Origin of the sequence: Streptomyces sp. Ac-502 (genome assembly GCF_045222935.1) — a bacterium.
Classification (GTDB): Bacteria; Actinomycetota; Actinomycetes; order Streptomycetales; family Streptomycetaceae; genus Streptomyces; species Streptomyces monomycini.
The window spans coordinates 1,707,779-1,731,270 of record NZ_JBHFFO010000001.1 but is presented as its reverse complement, the minus strand read 5'-3'; the positions used below and the strand labels follow the sequence as shown (position 1 = coordinate 1,731,270).

Annotated in this window: 13 protein-coding genes and 3 pseudogenes; 12 read left to right on the top strand and 4 right to left on the bottom strand. The window is 68.4% G+C overall.

The window, feature by feature from the left end:
• Nucleotides 1–439: 439 nt before the first annotated feature.
• Entirely contained in the window at nt 440–1,672 is a 1,233-nt protein-coding gene (locus tag ACEXOX_RS07700) for a YncE family protein (RefSeq protein WP_406519675.1), read from the top strand.
• Between the two features lie 522 nt (nt 1,673–2,194).
• Nucleotides 2,195–3,949 carry an alpha-keto acid decarboxylase family protein gene (locus ACEXOX_RS07695; protein WP_406519674.1) on the top strand — a complete coding sequence of 585 codons (1,755 nt, stop codon included), beginning with the start codon at nt 2,195–2,197 and terminating at the stop codon, nt 3,947–3,949.
• 306 nt (nt 3,950–4,255) lie between these two features.
• Here ACEXOX_RS07695 and ACEXOX_RS07690 read toward each other — a convergent pair whose 3' ends face one another.
• Together ACEXOX_RS07690 and ACEXOX_RS07685 are read right to left on the bottom strand one after the other, a co-directional pair.
• Nucleotides 4,256–5,956, bottom strand: coding sequence for a long-chain-fatty-acid--CoA ligase (locus ACEXOX_RS07690; RefSeq protein WP_406519673.1), 1,701 nt, complete (start codon nt 5,954–5,956; stop codon nt 4,256–4,258).
• Between the two features lie 377 nt (nt 5,957–6,333).
• Nucleotides 6,334–7,440: a histidine decarboxylase gene (locus tag ACEXOX_RS07685; RefSeq protein WP_406519672.1), complete on the bottom strand. Its 1,107-nt coding sequence runs from the start codon at nt 7,438–7,440 to the stop codon at nt 6,334–6,336.
• Nucleotides 7,441–8,594: 1,154 nt separating this feature from the next.
• On the opposite strand from ACEXOX_RS07685, the gene ACEXOX_RS07680 reads away from it, so the two are divergent.
• The 4 genes from ACEXOX_RS07680 (at nt 8,595) to ACEXOX_RS07665 (ending at nt 15,295) form a co-directional block, all read left to right on the top strand.
• A complete protein-coding gene (locus tag ACEXOX_RS07680; RefSeq protein WP_406519671.1) occupies nt 8,595–9,245 on the top strand; it encodes a hypothetical protein in 651 nt (216 codons plus the stop codon).
• Between the two features lie 124 nt (nt 9,246–9,369).
• Entirely contained in the window at nt 9,370–10,674 is a 1,305-nt protein-coding gene (locus ACEXOX_RS07675; RefSeq protein ID WP_406519670.1) for an aminotransferase class I/II-fold pyridoxal phosphate-dependent enzyme, read from the top strand.
• Between the two features lie 162 nt (nt 10,675–10,836).
• Nucleotides 10,837–13,929 carry an amino acid adenylation domain-containing protein gene (locus ACEXOX_RS07670; protein WP_406519669.1) on the top strand — a complete coding sequence of 1,031 codons (3,093 nt, stop codon included), beginning with the start codon at nt 10,837–10,839 and terminating at the stop codon, nt 13,927–13,929.
• A 205-nt stretch (nt 13,930–14,134) separates the two neighbouring features.
• The gene (locus ACEXOX_RS07665) at nt 14,135–15,295 is read left to right on the top strand and encodes an aminotransferase class I/II-fold pyridoxal phosphate-dependent enzyme (RefSeq protein WP_406519668.1); all 1,161 of its coding nucleotides are present in this window, start codon (nt 14,135–14,137) and stop codon (nt 15,293–15,295) included.
• 225 nt (nt 15,296–15,520) lie between these two features.
• Here the strand turns inward: ACEXOX_RS07665 and ACEXOX_RS07660 are convergent.
• Nucleotides 15,521–15,632: pseudogene (locus ACEXOX_RS07660) on the bottom strand (transposase); the annotation flags it as partial.
• 56 nt (nt 15,633–15,688) lie between these two features.
• Nucleotides 15,689–16,843 (bottom strand): annotated as a pseudogene (locus tag ACEXOX_RS07655) (ABC transporter ATP-binding protein); the annotation flags it as partial.
• Nucleotides 16,844–17,858: 1,015 nt separating this feature from the next.
• Here ACEXOX_RS07655 and dxs point away from each other — a divergent pair.
• From dxs to ACEXOX_RS07625, 6 genes and pseudogenes are all read left to right on the top strand, one after another.
• The gene (gene dxs, locus ACEXOX_RS07650; RefSeq protein WP_406519667.1) at nt 17,859–19,730 is read left to right on the top strand and encodes a 1-deoxy-D-xylulose-5-phosphate synthase; all 1,872 of its coding nucleotides are present in this window, start codon (nt 17,859–17,861) and stop codon (nt 19,728–19,730) included.
• A pseudogene (ispG, locus tag ACEXOX_RS07645) lies at nt 19,730–20,827 on the top strand (flavodoxin-dependent (E)-4-hydroxy-3-methylbut-2-enyl-diphosphate synthase). The gene dxs and the pseudogene ispG overlap by 1 nt, the downstream one beginning before the upstream one ends.
• A gap of 128 nt (nt 20,828–20,955) precedes the next feature.
• Nucleotides 20,956–21,177 (top strand): hypothetical protein, encoded by a 222-nt coding sequence (locus tag ACEXOX_RS07640; RefSeq protein WP_406519666.1) that lies wholly within the window; start codon nt 20,956–20,958, stop codon nt 21,175–21,177.
• Nucleotides 21,178–21,226: 49 nt separating this feature from the next.
• Nucleotides 21,227–22,222 carry an ABC1 kinase family protein gene (locus ACEXOX_RS07635; protein WP_406519665.1) on the top strand — a complete coding sequence of 332 codons (996 nt, stop codon included), beginning with the start codon at nt 21,227–21,229 and terminating at the stop codon, nt 22,220–22,222.
• Nucleotides 22,156–22,761 carry a hypothetical protein gene (locus ACEXOX_RS07630; RefSeq protein WP_406526686.1) on the top strand — a complete coding sequence of 202 codons (606 nt, stop codon included), beginning with the start codon at nt 22,156–22,158 and terminating at the stop codon, nt 22,759–22,761. Before ACEXOX_RS07635 ends, ACEXOX_RS07630 begins: the two co-directional genes overlap by 67 nt.
• Before the next feature lie 323 nt (nt 22,762–23,084).
• A complete protein-coding gene (locus ACEXOX_RS07625) occupies nt 23,085–23,255 on the top strand; it encodes a hypothetical protein (protein ID WP_406519664.1) in 171 nt (56 codons plus the stop codon).
• Nucleotides 23,256–23,492: the final 237 nt, after the last annotated feature.

Genomic DNA, 23,492 nt, shown 5'->3' with positions numbered 1-23,492 from the left:
CGAATCGCCGCCGTACTCATGGTTGCCCGGCGCCTTCGAGCTACGGAACGTGTATTCGCCGGGAGAGCCCGGTGCTCCCCTTCGCCCGGGTGCCAAAGTCCGGTGGACTCCCGTCCACAGCGCGTCTCGGAGCCAGGGCCCGGAGGTTTCCTTTCAACCTGGGCAAGCCCCCCCGAGCTTTCATGCACGGGCCGGGCCCCGGACGCAGAGCCCGTGCCCGCCGGCCGACATGGGCTGTGCGGATTCGCCCCCTGCTGGGCAGCCCCGGAAGACAGCCGTCGCAGCGACGGCGACCACCACCCCTGAGGGTCAGGCGCGGGCGCCAAGGCAACACACAGACACGCCTGCTCCGGCCATCCGAAGCCCAGCTCGCTCCGAGGCTTGCCGGAAGAGCCTCGTGCGCGCACAGGCTCCCCACGTCCCCGTAGGAGATCACCCAATGGCGGCACAGCAACAGACCACGCGCTCGCGCAACCGCACCTCCAAGGCGGCCCTGCGCGAGGTGCTCTTCGTGGGCAACAACTGGGACGGAACGGTCGATGTCCTCGACTCCTCCACCGGCCTTGAGCGGATCGGGCGCGTCAACGTCATCCCCGACAAGGAACAGCGACTACGGGAAATCCGCGCCCACCCCGTGAAACACGCCTACTTCCGAGGCGTACGACAGATCTACGGTGAAGGCCACGACCAGTTCGCCGACGACGTCTTCTCCACGCCCGAAGGTTCCGCCATCGCCGTCTCCCGCCCCAGCTTCGCCGACGTGGTCTGTGTCGACCTGACCACCGGCGACATCCGGTGGCGCTTTCCGGTGGCCGGCCACCGGGCCGATCATATGGCGCTCTCACCTGACGGCACACGCCTTGCGGTATCGGCCTTCACCGCCAGAACCGTCCATGTCCTCGACATCACCACCGGCCAGGAATTCGGTTCTTTCCCCGCGGGCGACAAGCCCCACGAAAACATCTTCACCCAAGACGGCCGCCACATCTGGAACATGTCCATCGGCCATGTCGGCACCGATCTGGACGTCCGGTGGTTCGACCGGGCCAAGGGCGACAGGCACATCACCATCGCGGACGCGGCGACGCTGGAAGTGGTGCGCACCATCAACATGCGGCACCGTCTCGACATCTACGGCCGACGCGACATCTCCCACTCCGTACGGCCCGCGGTTTTCACCCCCGACGAGACCCTCCTGTATTTCCAGGTCTCCTTCTTCAACGGCTTCATCGAGTACGACGTGAAACGCGACGCCATCACCCGAGTCAAGACACTGCCGGGAAACGTGGCGACCAGCGTTAACAGAATGGCGTGGGCCAACGACTCCCGCCACCACGGAATCGCCATGAATCCCGACGGCGACAAACTTTGCGTCACAGGCGTGATGGACAACTACGCGACCGTCGTCGACCGGGAGACCCTGCAAGAAGGCCCGCTGGTCCCCGCCTCCAAGCCCTACTGGGCCACTGTCACCGGTGACGGCACCGCCGCCGTCATCTCCGAGAGCGCGGCCGACCGAGTCACCGCGATCGACTTCACCACAGGGCAACGGGGCGCCTCCGCGGACGTGGGACAACATCCCCAGCGCATACGCCTCGGCCACACCACCGCAGACTGGCCCCGCCCCAGGGAGGCTAGAGGCTCACCTCGGTCGGCTGCGAGGCAACTCTGACCAGAACCCCATGCACCGGGCCCACGAACCGCAACCGCTCCAGCCGGCGACGCGACGTCGTGGCGGCCGCTCTCGACGGCCGTCGGCCTGTCGGGAGCGGCGCAGCTATGGACACGACGATGGTCCTCGGGCGAACTCACTGCTCGGAGTCCAGATGTGCGAAAGAAGCACGCCGGTACCGAAGAGCGGCGCCACGTGCCTGTTGCCGGCTTCGCCGACCGACGGCATACGGCCTGCCAGGTGTTCAGCCACTGTCCACGAGCAGGCTGACGTGCTACTGGATGAGTGCGCGTCCACGTGCGCCCGAACGCCGCGGCGCCACCGCCATGATCTGAGCGCCGGCGCGACTCGCCGACGCTCCGGTCCACGTGGGCACCAACCCACCCCCCGCCACGGCCGCAGGCTCCTCACCGGCAGACACCGCCCCACCGGTATCGCTCAGCTGACGGCCGTCCACGCCGCACACGCGGTTCGCCGTCTCGTGCACGGCGCCACGGGCGGTATCCCAGAAGGAAGGCACTCATGACATCCAGCCCGCCCGGCACGAGGTCCACGGTCATGGACCACCTTCTCGACCGCCTGAACGCCGTCGGTGTACGGCACCTGTTCGGCCTGCCCGGAGACTACAACCTCGCGTTGCTCGACCGGGTCCTCGCCCACCCGGGCGTCCGGTGGGTCGGGACGGCGAGCGAACTCGGCGCCGCCTACGCCGCCGACGCCTACGGGCGCACCCGCGGCTTCGGCGCGCTCCTGACCACGTTCGGGGTCGGCGAACTGAGCGCCGTCAACGGCGTGGCCGGGGCCTATGCCGAACGCGTACCGCTACTGCACATCGTCGTCGGCCCCACCCAGGACACCGAGTGGGCCGGAAGCCTGGTGCACCACACCATGGCGGACGGGGACTTCGACCGGTTCGCCCGCGCGCACCGGCACGTGGTGTGCGCCGACGCCGTACTGCGGACCGACAACGCCGTCGCCGAGATCGACCGGGTGCTGACCACCTGTTTACGGGAGAGCCGCCCCGGATACCTGAGGGTCCCGCGTGATGTCGCGCTGGCACCCGCACCGCCGAGCCGACCGTCGGCCATTCCGGAGCCCCGGCGCGCCGACAAAGACAGCCTGGCAGCTTTCCGCGCGGCTGCCCGGGAGCGGCTCGCCGCCGCGGACACCGTCGCCGTTCTGGCCGACTTCCTCGTGGACCGCTTCCGGGCCCGCGGCGAACTGGCCGACCTGTTGACGGCCAGTTCCTTCCCGCACGCGGTCCTGCCGTCAGGCAAGACGGTCGTCGACGAGAGCGCCCCCGATTTTCTCGGCTGCTACGGCGGCGCCATGAGCCCGGCTCCGGTCCGCGCCGCCATCGACGACGCCGACCTGCTGATCCGCGCAGGCGTGCTGCTCACCGACCTCACCACTGGCAAGTTCACCCACGGTTTCGACCCCGGCAGAGGCATCGATCTGGGGATCACGACGGCGAAGGTGGACGGCACGGCCTTCCCGGACGTACCGCTGGCTACGGCACTGGCCGTACTCACGGGCCTGGTCAGGAAACATCCCCCGGCTCAGCCACCGCAGGCGTGGACCGAACAGCGCAAACCGTCCGTGCCGGAGCAGTCGGCGACCGGCCAGTCGGCCACGGCTGGGAAGACCGCTGCCACGCTGGGCAGGGCTCTGCGGCCGACGCTGCGCCCGCTGACCCAGCGTCGTCTGTGGCAGGCGGTCGGCGCCGCCGTACGGCCCGGCCATACAGTGATCGCCGAAGACGGCACGTCGCTCTTCGGCATCGTCGACCACCGCTTCCCGCGCGGGGCCCGGTTCATCGGCCAGCTCATCTGGGCTTCCATCGGCTATGGCCTGCCCGCCCTCCTCGGGGCCCAGCTCGCAGACCCGTCGCGGCGCGGCCTGCTGCTCGTCGGCGACGGCGGGGCCCAGCTCACGGTCCAGGAACTGGGCACCATCGGCCGCCACCGCCTCACGCCGGTCATCATCCTGGTCAACAACGACGGGTACACCATCGAGCGAGCCACGCACGGCCCCCGAGCCGCCTACAACGACATCGCGCGCTGGCGGTGGAGCAGGATGCCCACAGCCCTCGGTGTTCCCCGGCCGCTCGTGCTCAGCGCCCGTACCCCGGCGGCACTGGACCACGCGCTGTCCCGAGCCATGGCAACCACCGACCGCCTTGTGCTGATCCAGGCGTACACCGGAAAGGAAGACGTCCCCCGGACCTTCGAGCGCCTGGAGGCCAACCGGCCCGACAAGGCGAAGTGGATTCCCTGACCGGCCTGTGGACTGGACGAACCCGCTCCGGTGCCCGCACCTTGGTGGTACCACGCAGATGCTGAGAGCGGACTACGGCGTGCCCAGGTCGCACATCCTGCGAGAACTGGACAGCAGGCTGTCAGTGGAACCTCGGCTCGGGAAGCGACGGAGCATGGATTACCACAATTCCCCAGGACGAGACCAGCGAATGCCGTGACCCGCCACGATGAGTCGCTGAGGGCTGTTGACCCCGTGCGAGTAGAGGCTCCTTACGGGGCTTACGCGGATTTCGCTCATGCCGGTGTATGCCGTCACGGTGATCGTTCAGTCGGTTCGCGGGTGAGAGTGCCGTTTTACTTTGACGGTCCGCAGGTTGCCCTGGGCGTACTGCTGTCGCAGGAGTCGTTTGTCGTTCTTACCCATGGAAGTCTTCGGAATGGCGGGTACCACCGCCCAGTATTCCGGTAGCTTCCAGGAATCGGTCCGCTGTGCCAGGAAGGTGCTCAGTTCCTGCGGGTCGGCTTCGGTTCCCTCGTGGAAAGCCAAGGCCGCCAACGGGCGTTCGCCCCAGTGATCGTCGGGGACGGCGATGACCGCGGCCTCGAAGACCGCAGGGTGTTCCAGCAGGAGGGTTTCGAGGTCGACGCTGGATATGAACTCCCCGCCGGACTTGATGACGTCTTTAGTGCGGTCGGTGAGGGACAGGTAGCCGTCGGGTGTGATCGTCCCGAGGTCTCCGGTCCTGAGCCAGCCGTCCGCACGGAAGCTGGAATCCGGCTGGACCGGCGCTTGCCCCGGCCCGCCGTGGTAGGCGCCGGTGACCGAGGGGCCGCGCAGTTCGAGCTCTCCGGTTGTCGCCCCATCATGGGCCACTGGTTCGCCGTCCGGGCCGGCCAGCCGGTATTGCAGGTAGGCGGGGAAGCGACCCTGACTGTGGCGGTATGGCAATTCCTGCTCAGCTGTCAGGCCGCTCGGCGGCACCGCCGCGGACGCCAGGCCCAGAGTTTCCGTCATACCCCAGATGTGCAGAAGATCGATGCCGTGTTCGTCACGGTAGGCTTTCATCAAGGCCGGTGGGCAGGCCGAGCCGCCGGTCGTCACGCGCTGCAGACTGGATCTGTCGTAGCTGCCCTCGCGTAGTTCTTGCAACAGAGCCGTCCATATCGTGGGAATTCCCGCGGCGAAGGTGGGCCGGCCTTGCTCAATCATGCGGGCCAATGGGCCGGGCTGCAGGTTCCGTCCCGGGAGCAGTAGTGTCGCGCCGGTATGGGCCGCGGCGTAGGGCAGTCCCCAGCCGTTGACATGAAACATGGGAACCGCCGGCAAGATTGTGTCGCGGGCGCTGATGTTCCAGCCATCGGGGCTGATGAGGTGGAGCGACTGCAAGTACAGAGAACGGTGGCTGTAGACCACTCCTTTGGGCTCGCCGGTGGTGCCGGAGGTGTAGCACATGGCGGCGGCGGTGTGCTCGTCCAACTCCTCGGCCCAGGGGTAGTCCGCCGAGTGCCGTGCGAGCAGGTCTTCGTAGTCGTGCACCGTGCCGGTGAACTTGGACAACGGCTCCAGGTCGCCGGGGCCGGCCACGATGATGTGCCGCAGTGCACTGGTGAGGTGGGGGAGCGCGGAGCCGAGGAGTCCGGTCAGCTCGCCGTCTACGACGATCACCTCGTCGGGTGCGTGGTTGATGGTGTAGGCGAGCTGCGTCTCGCCGACGCGCACGTTGAGGGTGTGCAGGACCGCCCCCATCGACGGGAGCGCCAAGAACACCTCCAAGTGTCGGCTGTTGTTCCACATCAGGGAGCCGACGATGCTCTGGTCCGCTTCCGGCCGTATCCCGGTGCGCACATCGAGTTCGTCACGTAATGCACGAGCAAGCCGGGCTGCCCGTGCGCCGATAGCGGCATTGGTCGTACGAACGAAACGATCTTTCTGCCAGGTTTTGACCGCCGACGAGCCATGGGCGGCGCAACTGTGCTTCAGCATGCGTGCGACATTGAGCGGACCATCCTGCATGGTGCTCTGCATGACGAGTCTCCCGAAGAAATTGATCGCCGAGAAAGGCATCAGACGGCACGGCGGGCGACGGTACGGAAGAGCCGCAGTGGGCGGAGTGATGGGGCGTGCTGCCTCCTTGCCGCTCCCGAATTTCCTGCGCGACCCGCCAGGGTAGGTCTGCATCGCTGAGTACCCTTGCGGCCACAGGGCTAAGCGCATTCCTGTTCGCCGCGAAGCAGTGGGTGCTCTGTCGACGTCGTAGATTTGGTTTCGAGCGCTTCGTGAGACAGACGGGTTCCTGAGTATGGGGGAACGAATCAAAGAACGGAGCGTACGAGGGCGGGCCCCAAGGGTCAGGCGGCGCCCAGCACACGTCGCTTGTCGCCTGCTCGCCACCGGGAGGAGTGTTATGCGCGGGAGGTGGTGATCTCCGCGCAGAGGCGATCGACGTGTTCGCGGGTCACGTGCGGCATGGTGATCAGGTGAGCGCGACCGTCAACGGTGAGAAGGTCCCAGCGCTGGGACACTTCGGGCGCGGGGGGATCGAACAGGACCGTGTTGGTGCCGGGCAGGTGGGCGGGACGGGAGCCGCAGTCCTGCAGGCGCCGGGTGGCGTAGACGGCGGTCCGGACGCACTCGTGTATCCGCTCGCGTAGCCCCTGGAGGCCGAGTCTGCGCAGTTCGCGCCAGAGCAGCAGAGGTGAGAGCGCGTCGCGTGAGCCGCTGATGGTGCCGTCGTCGGTGCCGGTGGCGGCTCCGGGAACGCGAACGGCTTCGACATGGGCGGGGCGGGTCAGGACGATGCCACACGGTATCGGTGAACCGATCATCTCGTGCCCGTTGACGGCGATGCTGTCGGCGCCGTCGGTGAAACCCCATGGGCGGGGTTGCGGGCCGAGGGCGGCGATGAGGCCGCCGAAGGTGGCATCGCTGTGGATGTGGTGGCTCGGGACGCCGGACGTGGCCAGTGCGCGGCGGATGCCGGGGAGGTCGTCGACGGCGCCCTGCCCGGTGGTGCCGATGGTAGCGATGACCAGGGCGGATCGCGGGGCGTTGCGGCGCAGTACCAGCTGCAGGGCCTCGGTGTCGAGAGTCGCGTCCGCTCTGGCCGCGACGGGTTCGTGGTCCATCCGCAGGATGCGCGCGATCTTCGGGATGCTGTGGTGGGCGTGCTCCGAGGCATACAAGATCGCGTCCGGGTGGCGTTCACGGCCGAGCCAGGCGCCGAACAGATGGCTCTCGGTGCTGCCGTGGGTGAGGTAGCCGAAGCTGTCCTCGGGCTGCGCCCCGGCCAGTCGGGCGAAAAAGTCGACGACCGCGCGTTCGAAATGCCTGCTGTCCAGGCCGTAGCCGCTGCTGATGTACGGGGCGCCGGCGTTGTTGCCGTGCACCGCGAGGTAGGCGGACAGGGGCCGGTAGTCGAAGTCGAGGTTGACCGGAAGGCCAACCATGTGGGCTCGTGAACGGCGCATCGCGGCAGCGAGGTCCAGCAGGACGGCAAGGTCCTCCGACACCCCTGCAGCACTGCGAGGGGCGTCCTGGATGCCCAGGTCGGGTAAGGGGGAGAGGGAGGGGAAGGGGGCGTCATCAACACTCCTGGAAGATTGCCGGACGAGGAGCACCGAGCTCGGGATACCGGCCACAGTCGGCCGAATCCGGATTCGTTGGCCTGGTCCCGTGCCGTGGTCAGCGAAGGCGGCCAGCGCCTGACAGTCGATCAGGACGGGCTACGGCCGGGGGTGCGCCGTCCGGTGCCATCGGGCTGTTCGCGGGGCTCCGGTGCGCTCGGCCATGGCGGCAGGCGTGGCCTGCAGGAGGATGCCTGCGAAGCAGCCGCCACGGCGGACACGCCGTACTGGGACCGGGCGCGCCCGGCGACCACGGCTTTCCCGGTGCAGGTCCCGAGTGAGCCCATGGCGCATGCAGTGCTGGCGCCCAGGACGTTGTGGATTCGACCGCGGGGCCGGGGGATGTGTGCGGCGGCAGGGCCTCCGATGGGGCCCGCCGTACGGTAGGTGCGGTCGGCACTGGGGTCCGTCCTTTCTTTGCGGGGAGGGACGCGCGGGCTTGGCGAGGTGGCCGAATTCGTGAAATTCCGAGCGAAACGGGCTTTGATCGGAACCGTGTTCAGTCAAGACGCCATTCCATCGGTGTAGCGCATTTTTGTCACCGCCGCACCTCTGTCCGGACTTCCCAGGCTGTCTCGCTCGTGGTGGTGGGGGCGACTGGCAAGGGCATTCTGAGCGTTTTCCTGATTTGTGGGATTTGGGCCCCCGTGCCGTGCCTTGCCGTGCGGATGATGCGATGTCATATGCGGCCCTCCGGGAACTCCCAGGTTTCACGACAGGTTCCAGCGCCATCGAAAGGCTGCACCAGTTTCAGAGTGCGCCGGGGTGGTACAAAGTGCAGCCTTGGGGGAAGAGTGCGCCCCGCATAGACCTGCGGGCTTTGGGTACGCGGTTTGGTGAAGTGCCTCGGTGTGCCGCAAAGCGCTGCCGTTCATATACGCGCTCGCGCCACCCATTTTTCACCCGCACCAGTCTCTATTCGCCGGGTATTGACGCAGCGCCGGTGTGCTCGCGCACGCGCAGAACGAACCGCTCATGCTCGGATGCCGGCTGAGTGTGCCGTCAGGCACCCGAACCTCGACTTGAAGGGGCAGTGGACCATGTCAGCGCAGGATCTCATTCCCACCATCGGGTCTGATGTGGAGAGTTACGCGGAGGGGTGTGAATTCCTCTCCCTGGTACGGGAAGGGAAGGCAAAGCACGAGCAGTTCCAGCGTTTGCTGATCGGCGAGTACCAGTGCGCGGGGGAAGAAATCAGCGTGTACGGCACGCTGCTGACCCGGCACCGTCACGAGGTGCCCGCCGGCCTGTTCTCCTTCACCGTCTACCAGCTCACACAGGCCCGCAAGCGGCTGCTGCGTGGCACCGTACAGTCCATGGGGCTGTCCCTCGACGAGCTGGCGCGCCTGCCCGTGGATCCACGCATGCAGCGCATCAACCAACTGATCGCGTGGATAGCGTTGCACGCGGGGCCGGCCGAAGGGGCGCTGTGGGCCCGCGCGGACTTCCAGCGCTGGTGCGCCACGTGCCGACGGCTGGCCGAAGCCGCACGTGCGATGGGAACCGTGCCCGAACCGGTCATCGCCTACCTGGACGGGTACGCCGAGGTGCCGCAGGAGCTGCTCGACGCCACCGTGGAGACCGCCGACTACGGTCTGGAACACGGAGAAACGGAAGAGCTCGCCGTGCGCAGTGCCCGCAAGCTTGAGCCTGCCATGGACAGCTTCTGGGACCTGGTGGTCAACGGCTGATCGGGTTGCCCGGTAACCTGCCCGTCGATGAATGTGCCCCGCCGGTGACGAACGGCCTCGTCGCTGCCGTTCGCCACCGGCCACCGCACAGCACATCACGGCGCCGCCACCCACCACTCGCCGAGTGAAAGAGCAGCGTCATGACGTACCCCCTTATCCGCACGGTCCCTCGGAGCAGTCCCAGGACAGCGAGGGAAAACTGTTCGACCTGCTGCAGCAACGTGTCACCTCCCGCAGAATCGGAGGTGGTGAGCATCCACAGCTGTGGGACCGGTCCGCTGACGTGGTGGACGGGCTGGCCATCGAATACCCCGGCGAGCCCACACAGACCATCATGACCACGTACGACTACCTGGGCCTGTTGGGGCATCCGGCCATCAACGAGAGCGCCAAGGCTGCCATCGACGTCTACGGGACCGGAGGCCACGGTTCCCCGGCTGCCGCGGCGTCCCTGACGCTCCACCGCCGTTTGGAACAGCGCCTTGCCGCGTTCACCGGGCAGGAAGCCGCGATCCTGTTCCCCTCCGGCTTCCAAGCCAACGCCACCCTTCTGGCAGCTCTGACCGGTAAAGGCGATCAGATCTTCTCCGACGAGCTCAACCACGCCAGCATCATCACCGGCTGCAAGGTCGCCGCTGCCCAAGGCGCGCAGGTGCACACCGTCCGGCACAACGACGCGGGGCACCTGAGCGAACTGCTCGCGGACGCTCCGGCTGACTGCCTGAAGGTGGTCGTCTGCGACTCGGTGTTCAGTGCCGACGGCGATCTGTTGGATTTGCCCGCTTTCGAGGAGACGTGCCAGGCACATCAAGCGGTGCTGTACCTGGACGAGGCTCACGGCATCGGCATTCTGGGCCCGCACGGCAAGGGAATCCACGACCACTACGGGCGCCCACGGCCGGCCACCAGTCTGGTCATGGGAACTCTGAGCAAAACCCTCCCGGCCAGCGGAGGCTTCCTCGCTGCTCCCAGGGCGCTCACCGAAGCCCTGCACACCTCTGCTCTGGGCCATGTTTTCAGCGGTTCCCTGACTGCCTCCGCCGCCGGTGCGGCCCTGGCCGCCCTGGACGTCCTGGAGGCCGAAGGGGAGGACCGCCGTGCCCGACTGCGGTACAACGTCCGGTACTTCGTGGACGGAGCGCGCCGCAAAGGTCTGATCGGCCGGGAAGAAGGGCCCTACGAGAGCGCGATCGTCCCGCTGCTCACCGGTGACGACCACCGTGCCATGCACATCGCCGAACACTGTCGCCGGAACGGTGTCATGGTCGTCCCCTTCGTCTGGCCCATTGCCGCCCGCGGGAACGCCCGCCTGCGGGTCAACCTCACCGCCCGCCACACCACTACCGATATCGATCGGTCCCTGGATGTTCTTGAGACGGCCTTCCGCGCGAACCCCCAAGGCCCCTGGCAGACGGAACGCGACCGCTGAAGAAGTTCTCCGGGCCGCAAGGGGGTCTCGGCGTCCTCCTGCCGGTCCGGTCGGACCGGTCGGCCAGGCCGAGCATCGCGTCCCGCAGCGGGTCGGCAGCGACCCGCACCAGAGGTAACACCCGAGCACGGCCCTGTCCCTCTTCCCTCTGCCTTTGTCTGGATGGCCATGGCTCATTCTGCTGAGCGTGTTCCCGACGCAGTGCGCCGGTGGAACGACACCGCGACCGACTACCCTCGCCAGGCGACGATTCCGCGGCTGTTCACCGAGCAGGTCCGGCGATACCCCGACCGGCGCGCCTTGGAGTGGGGGAGCGGTCACTGCACCTACCGGCAACTGCACCACAAAGTGCGTCGTGCTGCGGCACATTTGCGTTCGCGGGGCATGCGGGACGGTGACACCGTGGCCGTCCTGCTGCCTCGGTCACCGGAGGCCGTGGTGGCCGTACTGGCCGTGTTGGAGGCAGGCGGGGCCTACTTGCCGCTGGACCCCGGCGACCCCGACGACCGACTGGAGACGGTGCTGACCGACGCCGACGTACGTCATGCCGTCACCGGCCCGGACACGGTGCCCCAGCCGGTGCGCCGCCACTGCACGCCGGTGCTCCCCGACGAGCTGGACGCCCACCCTTCGCCGCCCGACGGGGAACAGTGGGGGCGCGGGCGAGACGCCACGGACCCGGCGTACGTGATCTACACCTCCGGCTCCACCGGAACGCCCAAGGGCGTCGTCTGCCCGCATCGAGGCCCGGTGCGTCTGGTGAAGAACACCGACTTCCTGCAGTTGGAACCCGAGGACCGGCTGCTCGCCACAACCGCGCTGACCTTTGACGTCTCCTGCTGGGAACTGTTCGGCCCTTTGCTCAACGGCGCCTGCCTGGTGCTCACCGACCCCGAGGCACTGCTGTCCGCCGACGCCCTGGAAAACGTCCTGCGCGAGCAACGCATCAGCGTCATGTGGCTGAGCGCCGGCCTGTTCCACCAGCATGCGGAAGGCCGCCCCGCCATGTTCGGCACCCTGCGGGCCCTGGTTGCCGGGGGCGACGCGCTCAACCCCTCCGCGGTGCGCGCGGTACTGAGCCGGGGGCGCCCCGGGCTGATGATCAACGGATACGGACCGACGGAGGCGTGCACCCTGGTCACGGCCCACCGCGTCGAAAACCTGCCCGCACATGCCGAGAGCGTGCCGATCGGCCGGCCGATCGCGAACGCCACCGCCTATGTGGTGCGTGCGGACGGCCGACTGGCCGTACCGGGCGAGGACGGGGAACTGTGGGTCGGCGGTGACGGTCTCGCCTTCGGATACCTGGGAGCCCCCGAGCGGACCTCGGAGGTTTTCGTTCCCGACCGGTTCGGCCCTGACCCCGACGCACGTCTCTATCGCACCGGGGACGTGGCACGGTGGCGGCGCGACGGGGTCCTGGAGTACCGCGGGCGTCGCGACCGCCAGGTCAAACTGCGCGGCTACCGCGTCGAACTGGACGAGGTCGAACTGGCTCTGGCCGGTCACCCCGAGGTCCGCGAGGCCGCCGTGGACGTTGTGGGCGACGGGCCGGGACAGCGCCTGGCCGCCGCGGCCGTACCCGCCATGGACGGGCGGGCCGAGGGCCTGCCCGGGCGACTGAGCGCTTACGCGCGTGACCGCCTGCCCGCCTACATGGTCCCCACCCAGATCGCCGCAGTCGAGGAAATGCCGCTCAAAACCAGCGGAAAGATCGACCGTGACCGGCTCCTGGCCCTGGTCACGCGTCAGGGTGGGGCAGCCGGCAGCAGTGACGCCCCGCGCGGTGACACCGAGCAGATCGTCGCCGAGGTCTGGGAAGAACTTCTCGGCCTGGACGCGGTGCGGCGGGACGACGACTTCTTCGCCCTCGGCGGCACATCGTTGCACGCGGCGCAAGCCGTCTCCGCCGTACGGGACCGGCTGGACCTGCGCACGTCCACTCACCACACGCTGATCCGGCATCTGCTGGACGGGCTGTCCCTGGCCGACTTCACCTCCCGCGCCGAAGCTCTGCGCGACGGCGACGAGGAGGAGACGAGCATGGACTTCGCCGCCGAGTCACGGCTCGACGACCGCCTGCGCTTCAGCTGCCCACCGGCCGGTGAGGCAACTGCCCCGCAGGCAGTACTGCTGACCGGCGGCACCGGCTTCCTCGGCGTCCACCTGATCGACCAGCTCATCAAGGCCGGCGTCGAGCAGGTGCACTGCCTGGTCCGCGCCGACGACCGTGACGCAGCCCATGCACGCCTCGCCGCACGTATGCGCCACTACGGGCTGGACCCCTCCTGCTGCGAGGGGCGCATCGAGGCCGTGCCCGGCACCCTGGACGCCCCCCGCTTCGGACTGAGTGACGCCTGCTGGAACGGACTCGCCCACACCACGGACCTCATCGTGCACGCCGGCTCCCGGGTCAACCTCGCCTACCCGTACAACGCCCTGGCCCCGGCCAATGTCGGCGGCACCCGCGCCGTCCTCGACCTGGCCGACACGCACCGTCGTAAGCCCGTCCACCTCATCTCCACCGTCTCCGTCCTCGCCGCGTCCAACGTCACAGACGGGGAGCGGGCTGACGAGAGCACTCCCCTCCCCGTACCGGAGAGCATTCCGCAGGGCTACCCGCAGACCAAGTGGGTCGCCGAACGCCTCATCAGGCAGGCCGCCGAACGCGGTCTGCCGACAGCCATCCACCGGCCCTACGAAATCACTGGCACGCGAGAGCGCGGTGTGTGGAACACCCACACCATGATGTGTGCGCTGTTCCGCACCATCGCCGAGACCGGCACCGCGCCGGACATCCCCCTGCCACTGAACTTCGTACCGGTCGACTACACCGCGCAGGCCATCGTGCACATCGTCACCCACATCGAGCCCGACGGCCGGACCTACCACCTGGCCAACCCGCGGCCCGCTGGCCTTCCCCTGCTGGCGGACCGGCTGCGAGCCAGGGGATACCCCGTGGAGTCCTTGCCCTCCAACGTCTGGAGCGGGCGCCTGAGTGACCTGACGGCCCGCTACCCGGACCATCCCATGGCGCCCTACCTCCCGCTCTACACCGAAGCCGCCCAAGAGGCGGACCGGGCAGCCGCGACACGTCACATCAACGGCAACATCCCCCGCCTGGACTGCAGCAACACCCAAGCCGCGTTGCGCAACAGCGGGATCAACTGCCCTCCGGTGGACTCCGCCCTGATCGACCTCTACCTGAGCTACTTCATCGACAGCGGCTTCCTGGCCCCGCCCCGGCGTGACTGACCGGCGCCGTAGCAGCAGCCTCGCGGTCGGTATCGGCGGGCGGGAGGCCGCCACGGCCGCCCGCTGAAGTCCACGCCCTCGCGCTGCGTGCGGTGCCATCGACAGCAGCTACAACCAGTGAGAAGGCAACGACGTGATGCAGAGCATTCCACCGGTCCGGCCCTCGCGCACCGCCCGTGAAGCCCGTTATGACCTGCGTGGGCCTTTGGCCAGGCGGGCAGCGTACCTGCGGGCGCAAGGCCATTCCATCATCGACCTGCACCTGGGAGATCCCGCCGCCCACGGCTTGGGCGCCCCCGACAGCGTGCTGCGGGCAGCGGCCGAACACCTCGACGACGCGGCCACCTACAGCGACGAACGCGGCCTGCCCGTCGCCCGCGAAGCCGTCGCCGACCACTACCGGCAAGCGGGTATCACCCACGCCGCCGCAGACCGCGTCTTCCTCGGCAACGGTGTCTCCGAACTCGCCTCCCTCACCCTGCAAGCTCTGCTCGATCCCGGTGACACCGTCCTCGTCCCGGCCCCTGGATACCCCTTGTGGCCCGCCTGCGCCACACTCACCGGCGCCACCGCCGTGCCCTACGCCTGCCACGAAGACACCGCCTGGTCCCCCGATCTCGCCGGACTCGCTGCCTGCATCGGGCCCCGTACCCGGGCCATCGTCGTCATCAACCCGGACAACCCCACCGGCGCCCACTGGCCACCCGCCACGCTCGAAGGCATCGCCGACCTGGCCCGCCGTCACGATCTGATGCTGCTCAGCGACGAGATCTACGCCGAACTGTGCTACCCCGGCACCCTGCACGTCCCCTTGGCCGCACTCGCGCCCGACCTGCCATGCCTGACTCTCGGCGGTCTGTCGAAGTTCTGCCGCCTGCCCGGCTACCGGGCCGGCTGGATGGTTGCCACCGGTCCCCACCCCGTCATGGACGCCTACCTCAGCGCCCTGACCTCGCTCGCCGGCCTGCGCATGTGCCCCAACGTGCCCGCCCAGTACGCCATCCCGACATCACTGTGCGCCGACGTCCTCGCACAGACCCGCCGATCCACCGCCCCCGGAGGAACGCTGACCCTGCGCCGTGACACTCTGCACACCGCTCTGACACGCCACCCCGACATCCACTACGCCCGCCCCGACGGTGCCTTCTACGCCTTTCCCCGCATCACTCTGCCTCCGGACACCAGCGACGAGGATTTCGCCCACCACCTGCTGGAACATCACCACGTCCTGGCTACCCCCGGAAGCCAACTCGGCGACACCACCGGCACACACATCCGCCTCTCCACGCTCGCACCCCCGGCTGAACTGAACATCGCGGCGCACCGCATTCACCGAACCATCGAAGATCTGATAGGGCGCCGTTAGGTCTGGCTCGATCGTGATGTCGTGTGCGACCTGCTGGGCAGGGGCTGGTGGCAGGTGGTGCAGATGCCGGTCCAGCAGTACGTGCACGAGTTGGGGCCGTCGGCGGTGGTTTCCTTGTGCCCGCGGCATGCTGGTGCGCTCACACCGCGGCGCAGTCCACCGGCACATCCCAGTCGGTCCGGCCCGCTGCATCCTCGGCCGCCTGGACCTTCGACAGCAGCAACGTCCACGTCCCGTCCACCGACCGACGGCGATGACGCGTGGAGACCGTTTCCCACGGCCCGTACCCCTCCGGCAGATCCCGCCACTGCACCCTCGTCCGCACCCGGGCGATGCCGCAGGAGCGGAGTACGGCCGCGGGGTGCGTAAGGATGGCATGCAACCGAGGCACGGTCACTGCCGCCGAAATCGCCCGGAGACTGCGGTGACGGGCGGCGTGCCGGCCGGTTGCAGCATCTGACCGGCGGCCAGTGTGCGGTAGACGGAACTCTCCGCCAGGAGTTCCTCATGCCTTCCGGAGGCGATGGCCCGGCCGGCTGACAGGACGACGATCCGGTCGGCGTGCCGCACCGTGGACAGCCGGTGCGCGATCACCAAGAGGGCGCATTCCGCCGAGACGTCCCTCATGACCGTGGTCAGCGCGGCCTCGTTGACGGCGTCGAGGTGGGAGGTCGGCTCGTCGAGCAGAAGGATGGCCGGGCGGGCGAGCAGGGCACGGGCCAGGGCGATCCGTTGCCGTTCCCCGGCCGAGAGCGTGCTCCCTCGCTCGCCCAGTACGCCGGACAGACCGCCGGGCAGTCTCCGCACGACGTCTTCCAGTTGGGCGAGTTCGACGACGCGGCGGATCTCGGACTCGTCGGCGTCGGGTACGGCGTAGGTGATGTTGTCCCGCAGTGAGCCGTGCACGACGTGGGTGTTCTGGTCGACGACGGCGATACGGGCCCGGCATTCCCCGCGGCTCAGCTCGGCCGCGGGCTGCCCGTCGAACAGAAGCGTCCCGGTGTCCGGTTCGTAGAACCTGGCCACCAGCGCGAAGATGGTGCTCTTGCCCGCTCCTGACCGGCCCACCAGGGCGACCTGCCGTTGGCGCGGGACGGTGAGGGAGACGTCGCGCAGCACCGGCCGGTGCGGGTCGTAGCCGAAGCCGATGTCCCGCAGAGCGAGGGCCGGCGGCCGGTCCGTCCCGGCCGTCGCTGTGGGCTTCCGTACGCCGGCGGCCGCGGGGAGGGGCCGGGAGGGTTCCGCGGGCAGCGACAGGGCCTGTTCGATCCGCCGGTAGGCGCCCATGCCGCGCTGGATCAGGCCGACCGCCCGGAACACCGAGGAGAGCGGCATCACCAGGTAGGAGGCGTACAGCAGGAAGGCCACCAGGTCACCGAGCGAGTTGGCCTGCCCGCTGACCCGCATACCGCCGATGACCAGGACGATCAGAAAGGAACCCTGAACGGCGAGTTCGACCGCCGGGCTCATCACGGACGCCAGTTTCGCGGTGCGCACGCCCGCACCGTACGCCGATTCGACGCGTGCTCCGATGCGCTGTCCCTCGCGTGATGCGCCGGTCCCCGGCGTGCAGCACACAGTCCCCCGAATTGGTGACCGGCTTCCCCTGCCGCCTTCTGGTTTGGTCGAGGCTTTCTGATGCACTCGCAGCATCGAAGCCGTGGCCCGGCGGCCGGGCCCAGGTCCCGGGGCCAGACCGCTGTCGTTCACGGCCACGCCCGGCCCTCAAGGCCGGCGACGGCAAGAAGGATCCGGGGACTTGGCTTCCTCGGCTGCACCATCGGCGTCATTGGCCCGCTCCGACGCGGACGACCTCGAGCTGCGCGCGAAACCGTGGAAGGGGTGAGGCATGGCTGCACCAGCCCGTCACCGACCGCACCCGCATGTGCCTGCGGTGTCCGGGCCGTGCCCCGGGCGAGGAGAAGGCCCGCGGCAGTCCCCCCGTGCGCAGCACCGGCTCGACCATGACCAAGTAGGTGCGGCAGCGATCGCGTGCACCGAGGGCCAGCATCTCATGTGCGGCCTGCCTATCAAGCAGTGCCGTTCGGCAGGCCGGGGGCGTCTCCATAGCCAGAGAAGACGGGTGTCCGTCGTAGCGGGCGGTGCCTCGATCTCCCTACCTAGAGGCCGTGGACGATGCGCCGCAGTAGGCGTCTGCTGCGATGCGGTCGGCCGGACTCAGCCCGAGCCGGTCATTAGCGGCTGGGCAGGCGATCGGTGGTCAAGGGAGCCAGCAAGCGTTCTACGCGTGCACGTGTCCGCCCCCTTCAAGGTCTGTGCTTTCTCCTTTAGCAGGGCTTCGATGGAGAGCAGTGCGGGCACAAGCCGCGTCATTTTGGCCTGTGAAGCGCGTGCGTGGGGGTGTGGGACACCGTTGTCAGCCAGGCGGGCCGCAGAGTCCGAATGCCTCGTGTCATGCGCGAAGCGAGCGATTTCCACCTTCCGTAGCCGCCAGCTGTGGGGTGAGTGGGCTGTCTGTTACTAGGGGCCGCGGTGACAACGACGGCGCACTGGTACCTCCACCGGCGATGTCTATCCGCTCTCATTGCAGTGAGGAGATTTGATGACCTCCATGTCACCTGCCCGAGGCGATTACCCGCTACTGGCGGAGATCACCGGCCCCAAAGCCCTGCGCGCGCTGCCGGAAGAGCTGCTGTCCGACCTGGCGCGCGAGATCCGGGCCTTCTTGGTCGAGAAGGTCTCCGCCAGTGGTGGGCACTTGGGCCCCAACCTGGGGATGGTGGAGCTGACCCTGGCATTACACCGGGTCTTCGACTCTCCGCAGGACACTTTGCTGTTCGACATCGGCCACCAGGGGTATGTGCACAAGCTGTTGACCGGGCGGGCTGACGGTTTCGCCCGGTTGCGGCAGGCCGGCGGCTTGTCCGGGTACTTGTCCCGGCAGGAATCCGAGCACGATGTGATCGAGAACTCGCACGCTTCGACCGTGTTGTCCTATGCGGACGGGCTGGCCAAGGCGCGCCAGCTGACCGGTGAGAGCGACCGGGCCGTGGTCGCGGTCATCGGAGACGGAGCATTGACGGGAGGCATGGCGTGGGAGGCGCTGAACAACCTCGGTGGCGCTGAGCGTCCGGTGGTTGTGGTGCTCAATGACAACAGCCGTTCCTATGCTCCCACCGTCGGGGGACTTGCCGAGCATCTGCGGCAGCTGCGCGAGCCGGGATATGACGGGTGGCGTCTGAAGCTCAGCGATCTGACGGAGGTTCCTGCGGTGCCGGATGAGGTGCGCAGTGTCTTCGCGTCGCTCGGCTTTGCCTATCTCGGTCCCGTTGACGGGCATGACTGCGAAGCGCTGGAACGGGTGCTGTCGGTCGCCCAGGGGCTGGGCCTGCCGGTGGTGGTGCATGCCATTACTTGCAAAGGCAAGGGTTACCAGCCGGCCGAGCGGGAGCCGAATGACCGGATGCACGCCTGCGGTGTCATCGATCCGGCCACCGGGTCGGCGGCCAAGAAGGTTTCCGCGCCTTCGTGGACGCACGTGTTCGGCGAGGAGTTGTGCGCGCTGGGCCGGCGGCGCAAGGATGTGGTGGCGCTGACGGCCGCGATGCCCGGCCCCACCGGGCTGGCTCCCTTCCGGGACACCTTCCCGGGCCGGTTCTTTGATGTGGGCATTGCCGAGCAGCATGCGGTGACCTGCGCGGCCGGGCTGGCCACCGGTGGCCTGCATCCGGTCGTCGCCCTGTACGCCACGTTTGTGACCCGGGCGCTGGACCAGGTGCTGATGGATGTGGCCCTGCACCAGCTGCCGGTCACCTTCGTCCTGGACCGCGCCGGGATCACCGGTCCGGACGGGCCCAGCCACCACGGGATGTGGGATTTGACCCTGCTGGGCGCCGTGCCCGGGCTGCGCATCGCCGCGCCGCGCGACGCCGGACAGCTCACCGAGCTGCTCGGCGAGGCGGTCGCCGACCAGGACGGGCCCACCGCCCTGCGCTTTCCCAAAGGCCAGGTGGGCCCGGACGTGCCGGCTATCGAGCGCACCGGAGGGGTGGACATCCTCTACCGCCGCGGCGGCCGCGAGGTGCTGCTGATCGTCTGCGGCCCGCTGGCCCCGGTAGCCGTAGAAGCCGCCCAGGCACTGGCCGTCCTGGACATCGGCGTCACTGTCGCCGACCCCCGCTGGGTCCTGCCCGTGCCCGAAGAGGTGCTCCGCCTTGCCGCCGGCCATCAGCTCGTGGTCACGGTGGAGGACAACACCCGCCACGGCGGCCTGGGCACCGCCGTCTCTCAGGCCCTGGCCGATACCGGATGCACCTGCCCGGTGCGGTGCCTGGGGCTGCCCAGCCAGTTCCTGCCGCATGCAGCCCGTGGCGAACTGCTGGCGCGCACTGGCCTCGATGTCCGCGGCCTGACCCAGGCCGTCCTCGCTGCCCGCGCCGGCCACCGCCTTGAGTACTGCGACCGGAGCCTGTGATGAGCGCCGTCGACCTCGGTATGCCCGTTCTCCCTCGCACTCCGGTGCGCCGCCGCTCACGCCAGATTCATGTCGGCGATGTCCCCGTCGGCGGCGGCGCACCGGTCTCGGTCCAGACCATGACCACCACCAACACCGCCGACGTGGACGCGACGCTGCAGCAGATCGCCGAGGTCACCGCCGCCGGCTGCGACATCGTGCGAGTCGCCGTACCCTCCGCCGACGACGCCGCCGCGCTGCCCACGATCGCCAAGCGTTCCCCGATCCCCGTCATCGCCGACATCCACTTCCAGCCCCGCTACGTCTTCGCCGCCATCGACGCCGGCTGCGCCGCGATCCGCGTCAACCCCGGCAACATCAAGAAGTTCGACGACCAGGTCGCCGACATCGCCGCCGCCGCCTCCACCGCACACGTCCCCATCCGCATCGGCGTCAACGCCGGCTCCTGGACCGGCGCCAGCTGGCCAAGCACGGCAGCGCCACCCCCAGGCCCTGGTCGAATCCGCCCTGTGGGAGTGCTCACTGTTCGAGGAGCACGGCTTCACCGACCTGAAGATCGCGGTCAAGCACCACGATCCCGCCACGATGATCGCCGCCAACCGGCTGCTGGCCGAGCGCTGCGACTACCCCCTGCACCTGGGTGTCACCGAAGCCGGACCACCCTTCCAGGGCGCGATCAAATCGGCGGTGGCCTTCGGCATCCTGCTGCAAGAAGGCATCGGCGACACCATCCGCGTATCGCTCTCCGGCCCGCCGGTCGAGCAGGTGCAGGCCGGCTGCCACATCCTGGCCTCGCTCGGCCTGCGCCCGCGCAAGCTGGAGATCGTCTCCTGCCCCGGCTGCGGCCGCCTCCAGGTCGACATCCACAAGCTCGCTGCCCAGGTGGAAGCCGCCTTCGACGGCTTCCCCACCCCTTGCGCATCGCCGTGATGGGCTGCGTCGTCAACGGCCCCGGCGAAGCCCGCGAAGCCGACCTGGGCGTCTCCTGCGGCAACGGCAAAGGCCAGATCTTCCGCAAAGGCGAAGTGCTGCGCACGGTCCCCGAAGCGCAGATCGTCGAAGCCCTCGTCGAGGAAGCACTGCAACTGGCCCCCTAGCCCGCTAGTGCTGGCCGCCTGCTTCCAGGCGGCCAGCGCGCCGGGGCAGAAGCACGGACCCGGCAGCGAAAGGAGGTGAGGCCCAGACCACCTCAAGAGGCCCGGTTATGGAACGAGAGGAAGGCCGTATGGCCAGGACAAAGAACCTGCTGGACATCGCGCTGGACCGCACGGGCGACATCAACAAGGACGCCCGCAAGGCCATCCGGCGCGGCTTCCGCAGCAAGAAAAAGAAGAGCGCCAAGAAGCTGGCACGCCAGAACAGCAGGGACATCAGCGCCCTGGCAGCACAGATCCAGCAGCTCACCAACCACATGTCCGCCGACAAGAGCCCCGTGAAGGACAAGTAGCAACCAGGCGCGTACGCCTACCGGGGCACTCCACACAGACGAGGTGAGTATGGCCAAGGGGCGTACGCGCCGCACTGCCCGCATCGCCGCGCGCGCGGCCTACAACGAGGTCTCGCGCACCGCACGCTCCCGGTTCACCAAGACTGGGACGCAGGACGGGCCCGCAGCCCAGCGCGAACGGGCCGTCAACATCCGCAACACCCTGGAAGAACTGGGCCCCCTGTACATCAAGGTGGGCCAGATCCTGGCGACGCGTCCGGACTTTGTCCCGCAGTACGTGCGCGACGAGCTGGAGTTCCTCAACGACGAGGCCACCGTGGCGCCGTTCGCCGGGTTCGAGATGATCCTGGAAGACGAACTCGGGCCCAACTGGAGGCAACACTTCCAGAGCATCCAGACGCAGGAGCCGCTGGGGGCCGCCTCACTGGCCCAGGTCTACAAAGGCGTCATGGCCGACGGCACGCTGTGCGCGGTCAAGGTGCAGCGCCCGGGCGCACGGGAGGCCGTCTGGGGTGACATGGACGTGCTGCGCAAACTGGCGCGTCTCATCGCGAGGAGCGCTCCCCACTTCAGCGAGGTCGTCGATGTCCAGGCCATCCTCGAGGTGCTCTTCACCGTCATGAGGAACGAACTCGACTTCACCCTCGAAGCCCGCAACATGAAGAAGGCACGCAAGGCCGCCAAACCCTTCAAGTGCATTTCCGTGCCGAAAGTCATCCTGGCCACGCCCCGCGTCCTCGTACAGTCCTTCGCCGACGGGGTTCCGATCAACAAGGTCAAACCCGACAGCCTCACAAAGACACAGAGGAAGAAGCTCTCCTACGAGCTGATCAGTTTCATGTTCCGCTCCTACTTCGTCGAACGCTTCTTCCACGCTGATCCGCACCCGGGCAACGTCATCGTCAACGAGCGCGGCAAGGCGCACGTGATCGACTGGGGCATGGTGGGCCGGATCGACCGCGGCACGAGCGCCGCCCTTTGGGGGCGCTTCTGGCCTTCGCCCGCAACGACGGGGCGGGCCTGGCCCGGCAATGGATCAACCTAGGGTCCCTGACGCCCTGGAGCAACACCACCGGCTTCGCCAGCGACGTCTCTCGTGTGCTGCCCAACTGGCACGACGCCACCTTGGAGGAGCTGAACTTCGGTGTCGCCTTCATGTCGGTCGTGAAATACTCCACCGCCCGCGGCATCCAGGTCACCCCCACGGCCACGATCGCCGGAAAGTCGGTTGCCAACATCGAAGGCTGCGTGCGCTACATCTATCCGAAGCTGAAACTTGCTAACGCGCTGCGGGGCGTGCTGGAGGGCGTCCTGCGGGATCTGTGGCGCGAGACCGCTGCGCCTGACCAGATCGCCCAGTGGTCCACCGACATCCTCGCCATGATGAATGCGATACCGGGCCAGCTGCAGACCCTGCTCGACGACATCGCCGGCCGCCAGTTCACCGTCCAGGCCCGCACCAACCTCGGCGACCCCATAAAGGCGGGAAGGAAACAGCGCGTCTCCACGAGCACGAAAGTCTCTTCGGCTGTGGCAGCCCCCTTAGCGCTGGCCGTGGCGCGGGCGAACAGGGACGTCCGGTAACGCCGGGCCATCTCGTGACCGTGATCCGGCGCCGGTCGGTTGGCGACGCCATCGCAGACACGCCCCATCCCCGGGCACCCGACACCCGACGGTGCCGCTCGCGGCCTCACCGGCACTTCAGCACCCCGGTACAACAACCCGGACCAGGCCGGGAGGGGGCGCCGTTTCCGATCGCCCCGGGCTGTCACGTCCGCCCCCGCGCACGGACACCAGCGCCCTGCAGCAGAGAGACCTGTGTTTCCATCAGCCGCGATGTCGTCGACCCCGGGACGCCCCTGTCCACATCGCAGCGCGCCCGCTGGGACCGAAGGAGGGAAGCCGACGTGATAACCCGGCCTAGGAGTCTGCTGTTCTGGCTCCTCCTGATCATCGCCTTGTTCCTCATCGCAAAGGCCCCGGTGGAGACGGCACATGCTCTGCTTGCCGTCTATCACGCCGTCGTCGGGTTCTTCGTCGCGCTGGGAGTTTTCTTCACCGTCCTCGCCAGCGGTTGACGGCCCTTTGCCCCTCACGCCGGCGCTGCACAGCAGCAACGGCGCGGGAGCAGCGAGGCGATCGCCCCTTATCGGTCCTCCTCCGGGGCCTGGTCACTGTCCGTCGGCGCAGTGCACTCCGACGGTGTGGGCCCAGTCCCCGTCGGTGCCGCGGTGGGGCAAGCAGGCGAAGGCGACTGGGAGTCCGGCGGAGTGGAACTGGGGGATGTCTCTGGGGGCGTGGGGCAGGACGGGGCG

Coding starts and splice junctions, on each gene's coding strand:
- ACEXOX_RS07640 (WP_406519666.1), top strand. CDS start 20,956: ATGGCCAGGACAAAGAACCTGCTGGACATCGCGCTGGACCGCACGGGC.
- ACEXOX_RS07670 (WP_406519669.1), top strand. CDS start 10,837: ATGGCCATGGCTCATTCTGCTGAGCGTGTTCCCGACGCAGTGCGCCGG.
- ACEXOX_RS07695 (WP_406519674.1), top strand. CDS start 2,195: ATGACATCCAGCCCGCCCGGCACGAGGTCCACGGTCATGGACCACCTT.
- ACEXOX_RS07680 (WP_406519671.1), top strand. CDS start 8,595: ATGTCAGCGCAGGATCTCATTCCCACCATCGGGTCTGATGTGGAGAGT.
- ACEXOX_RS07690 (WP_406519673.1), bottom strand. CDS start 5,956: ATGCAGAGCACCATGCAGGATGGTCCGCTCAATGTCGCACGCATGCTG.
- ACEXOX_RS07635 (WP_406519665.1), top strand. CDS start 21,227: ATGGCCAAGGGGCGTACGCGCCGCACTGCCCGCATCGCCGCGCGCGCG.
- ACEXOX_RS07700 (WP_406519675.1), top strand. CDS start 440: ATGGCGGCACAGCAACAGACCACGCGCTCGCGCAACCGCACCTCCAAG.
- dxs (WP_406519667.1), top strand. CDS start 17,859: ATGACCTCCATGTCACCTGCCCGAGGCGATTACCCGCTACTGGCGGAG.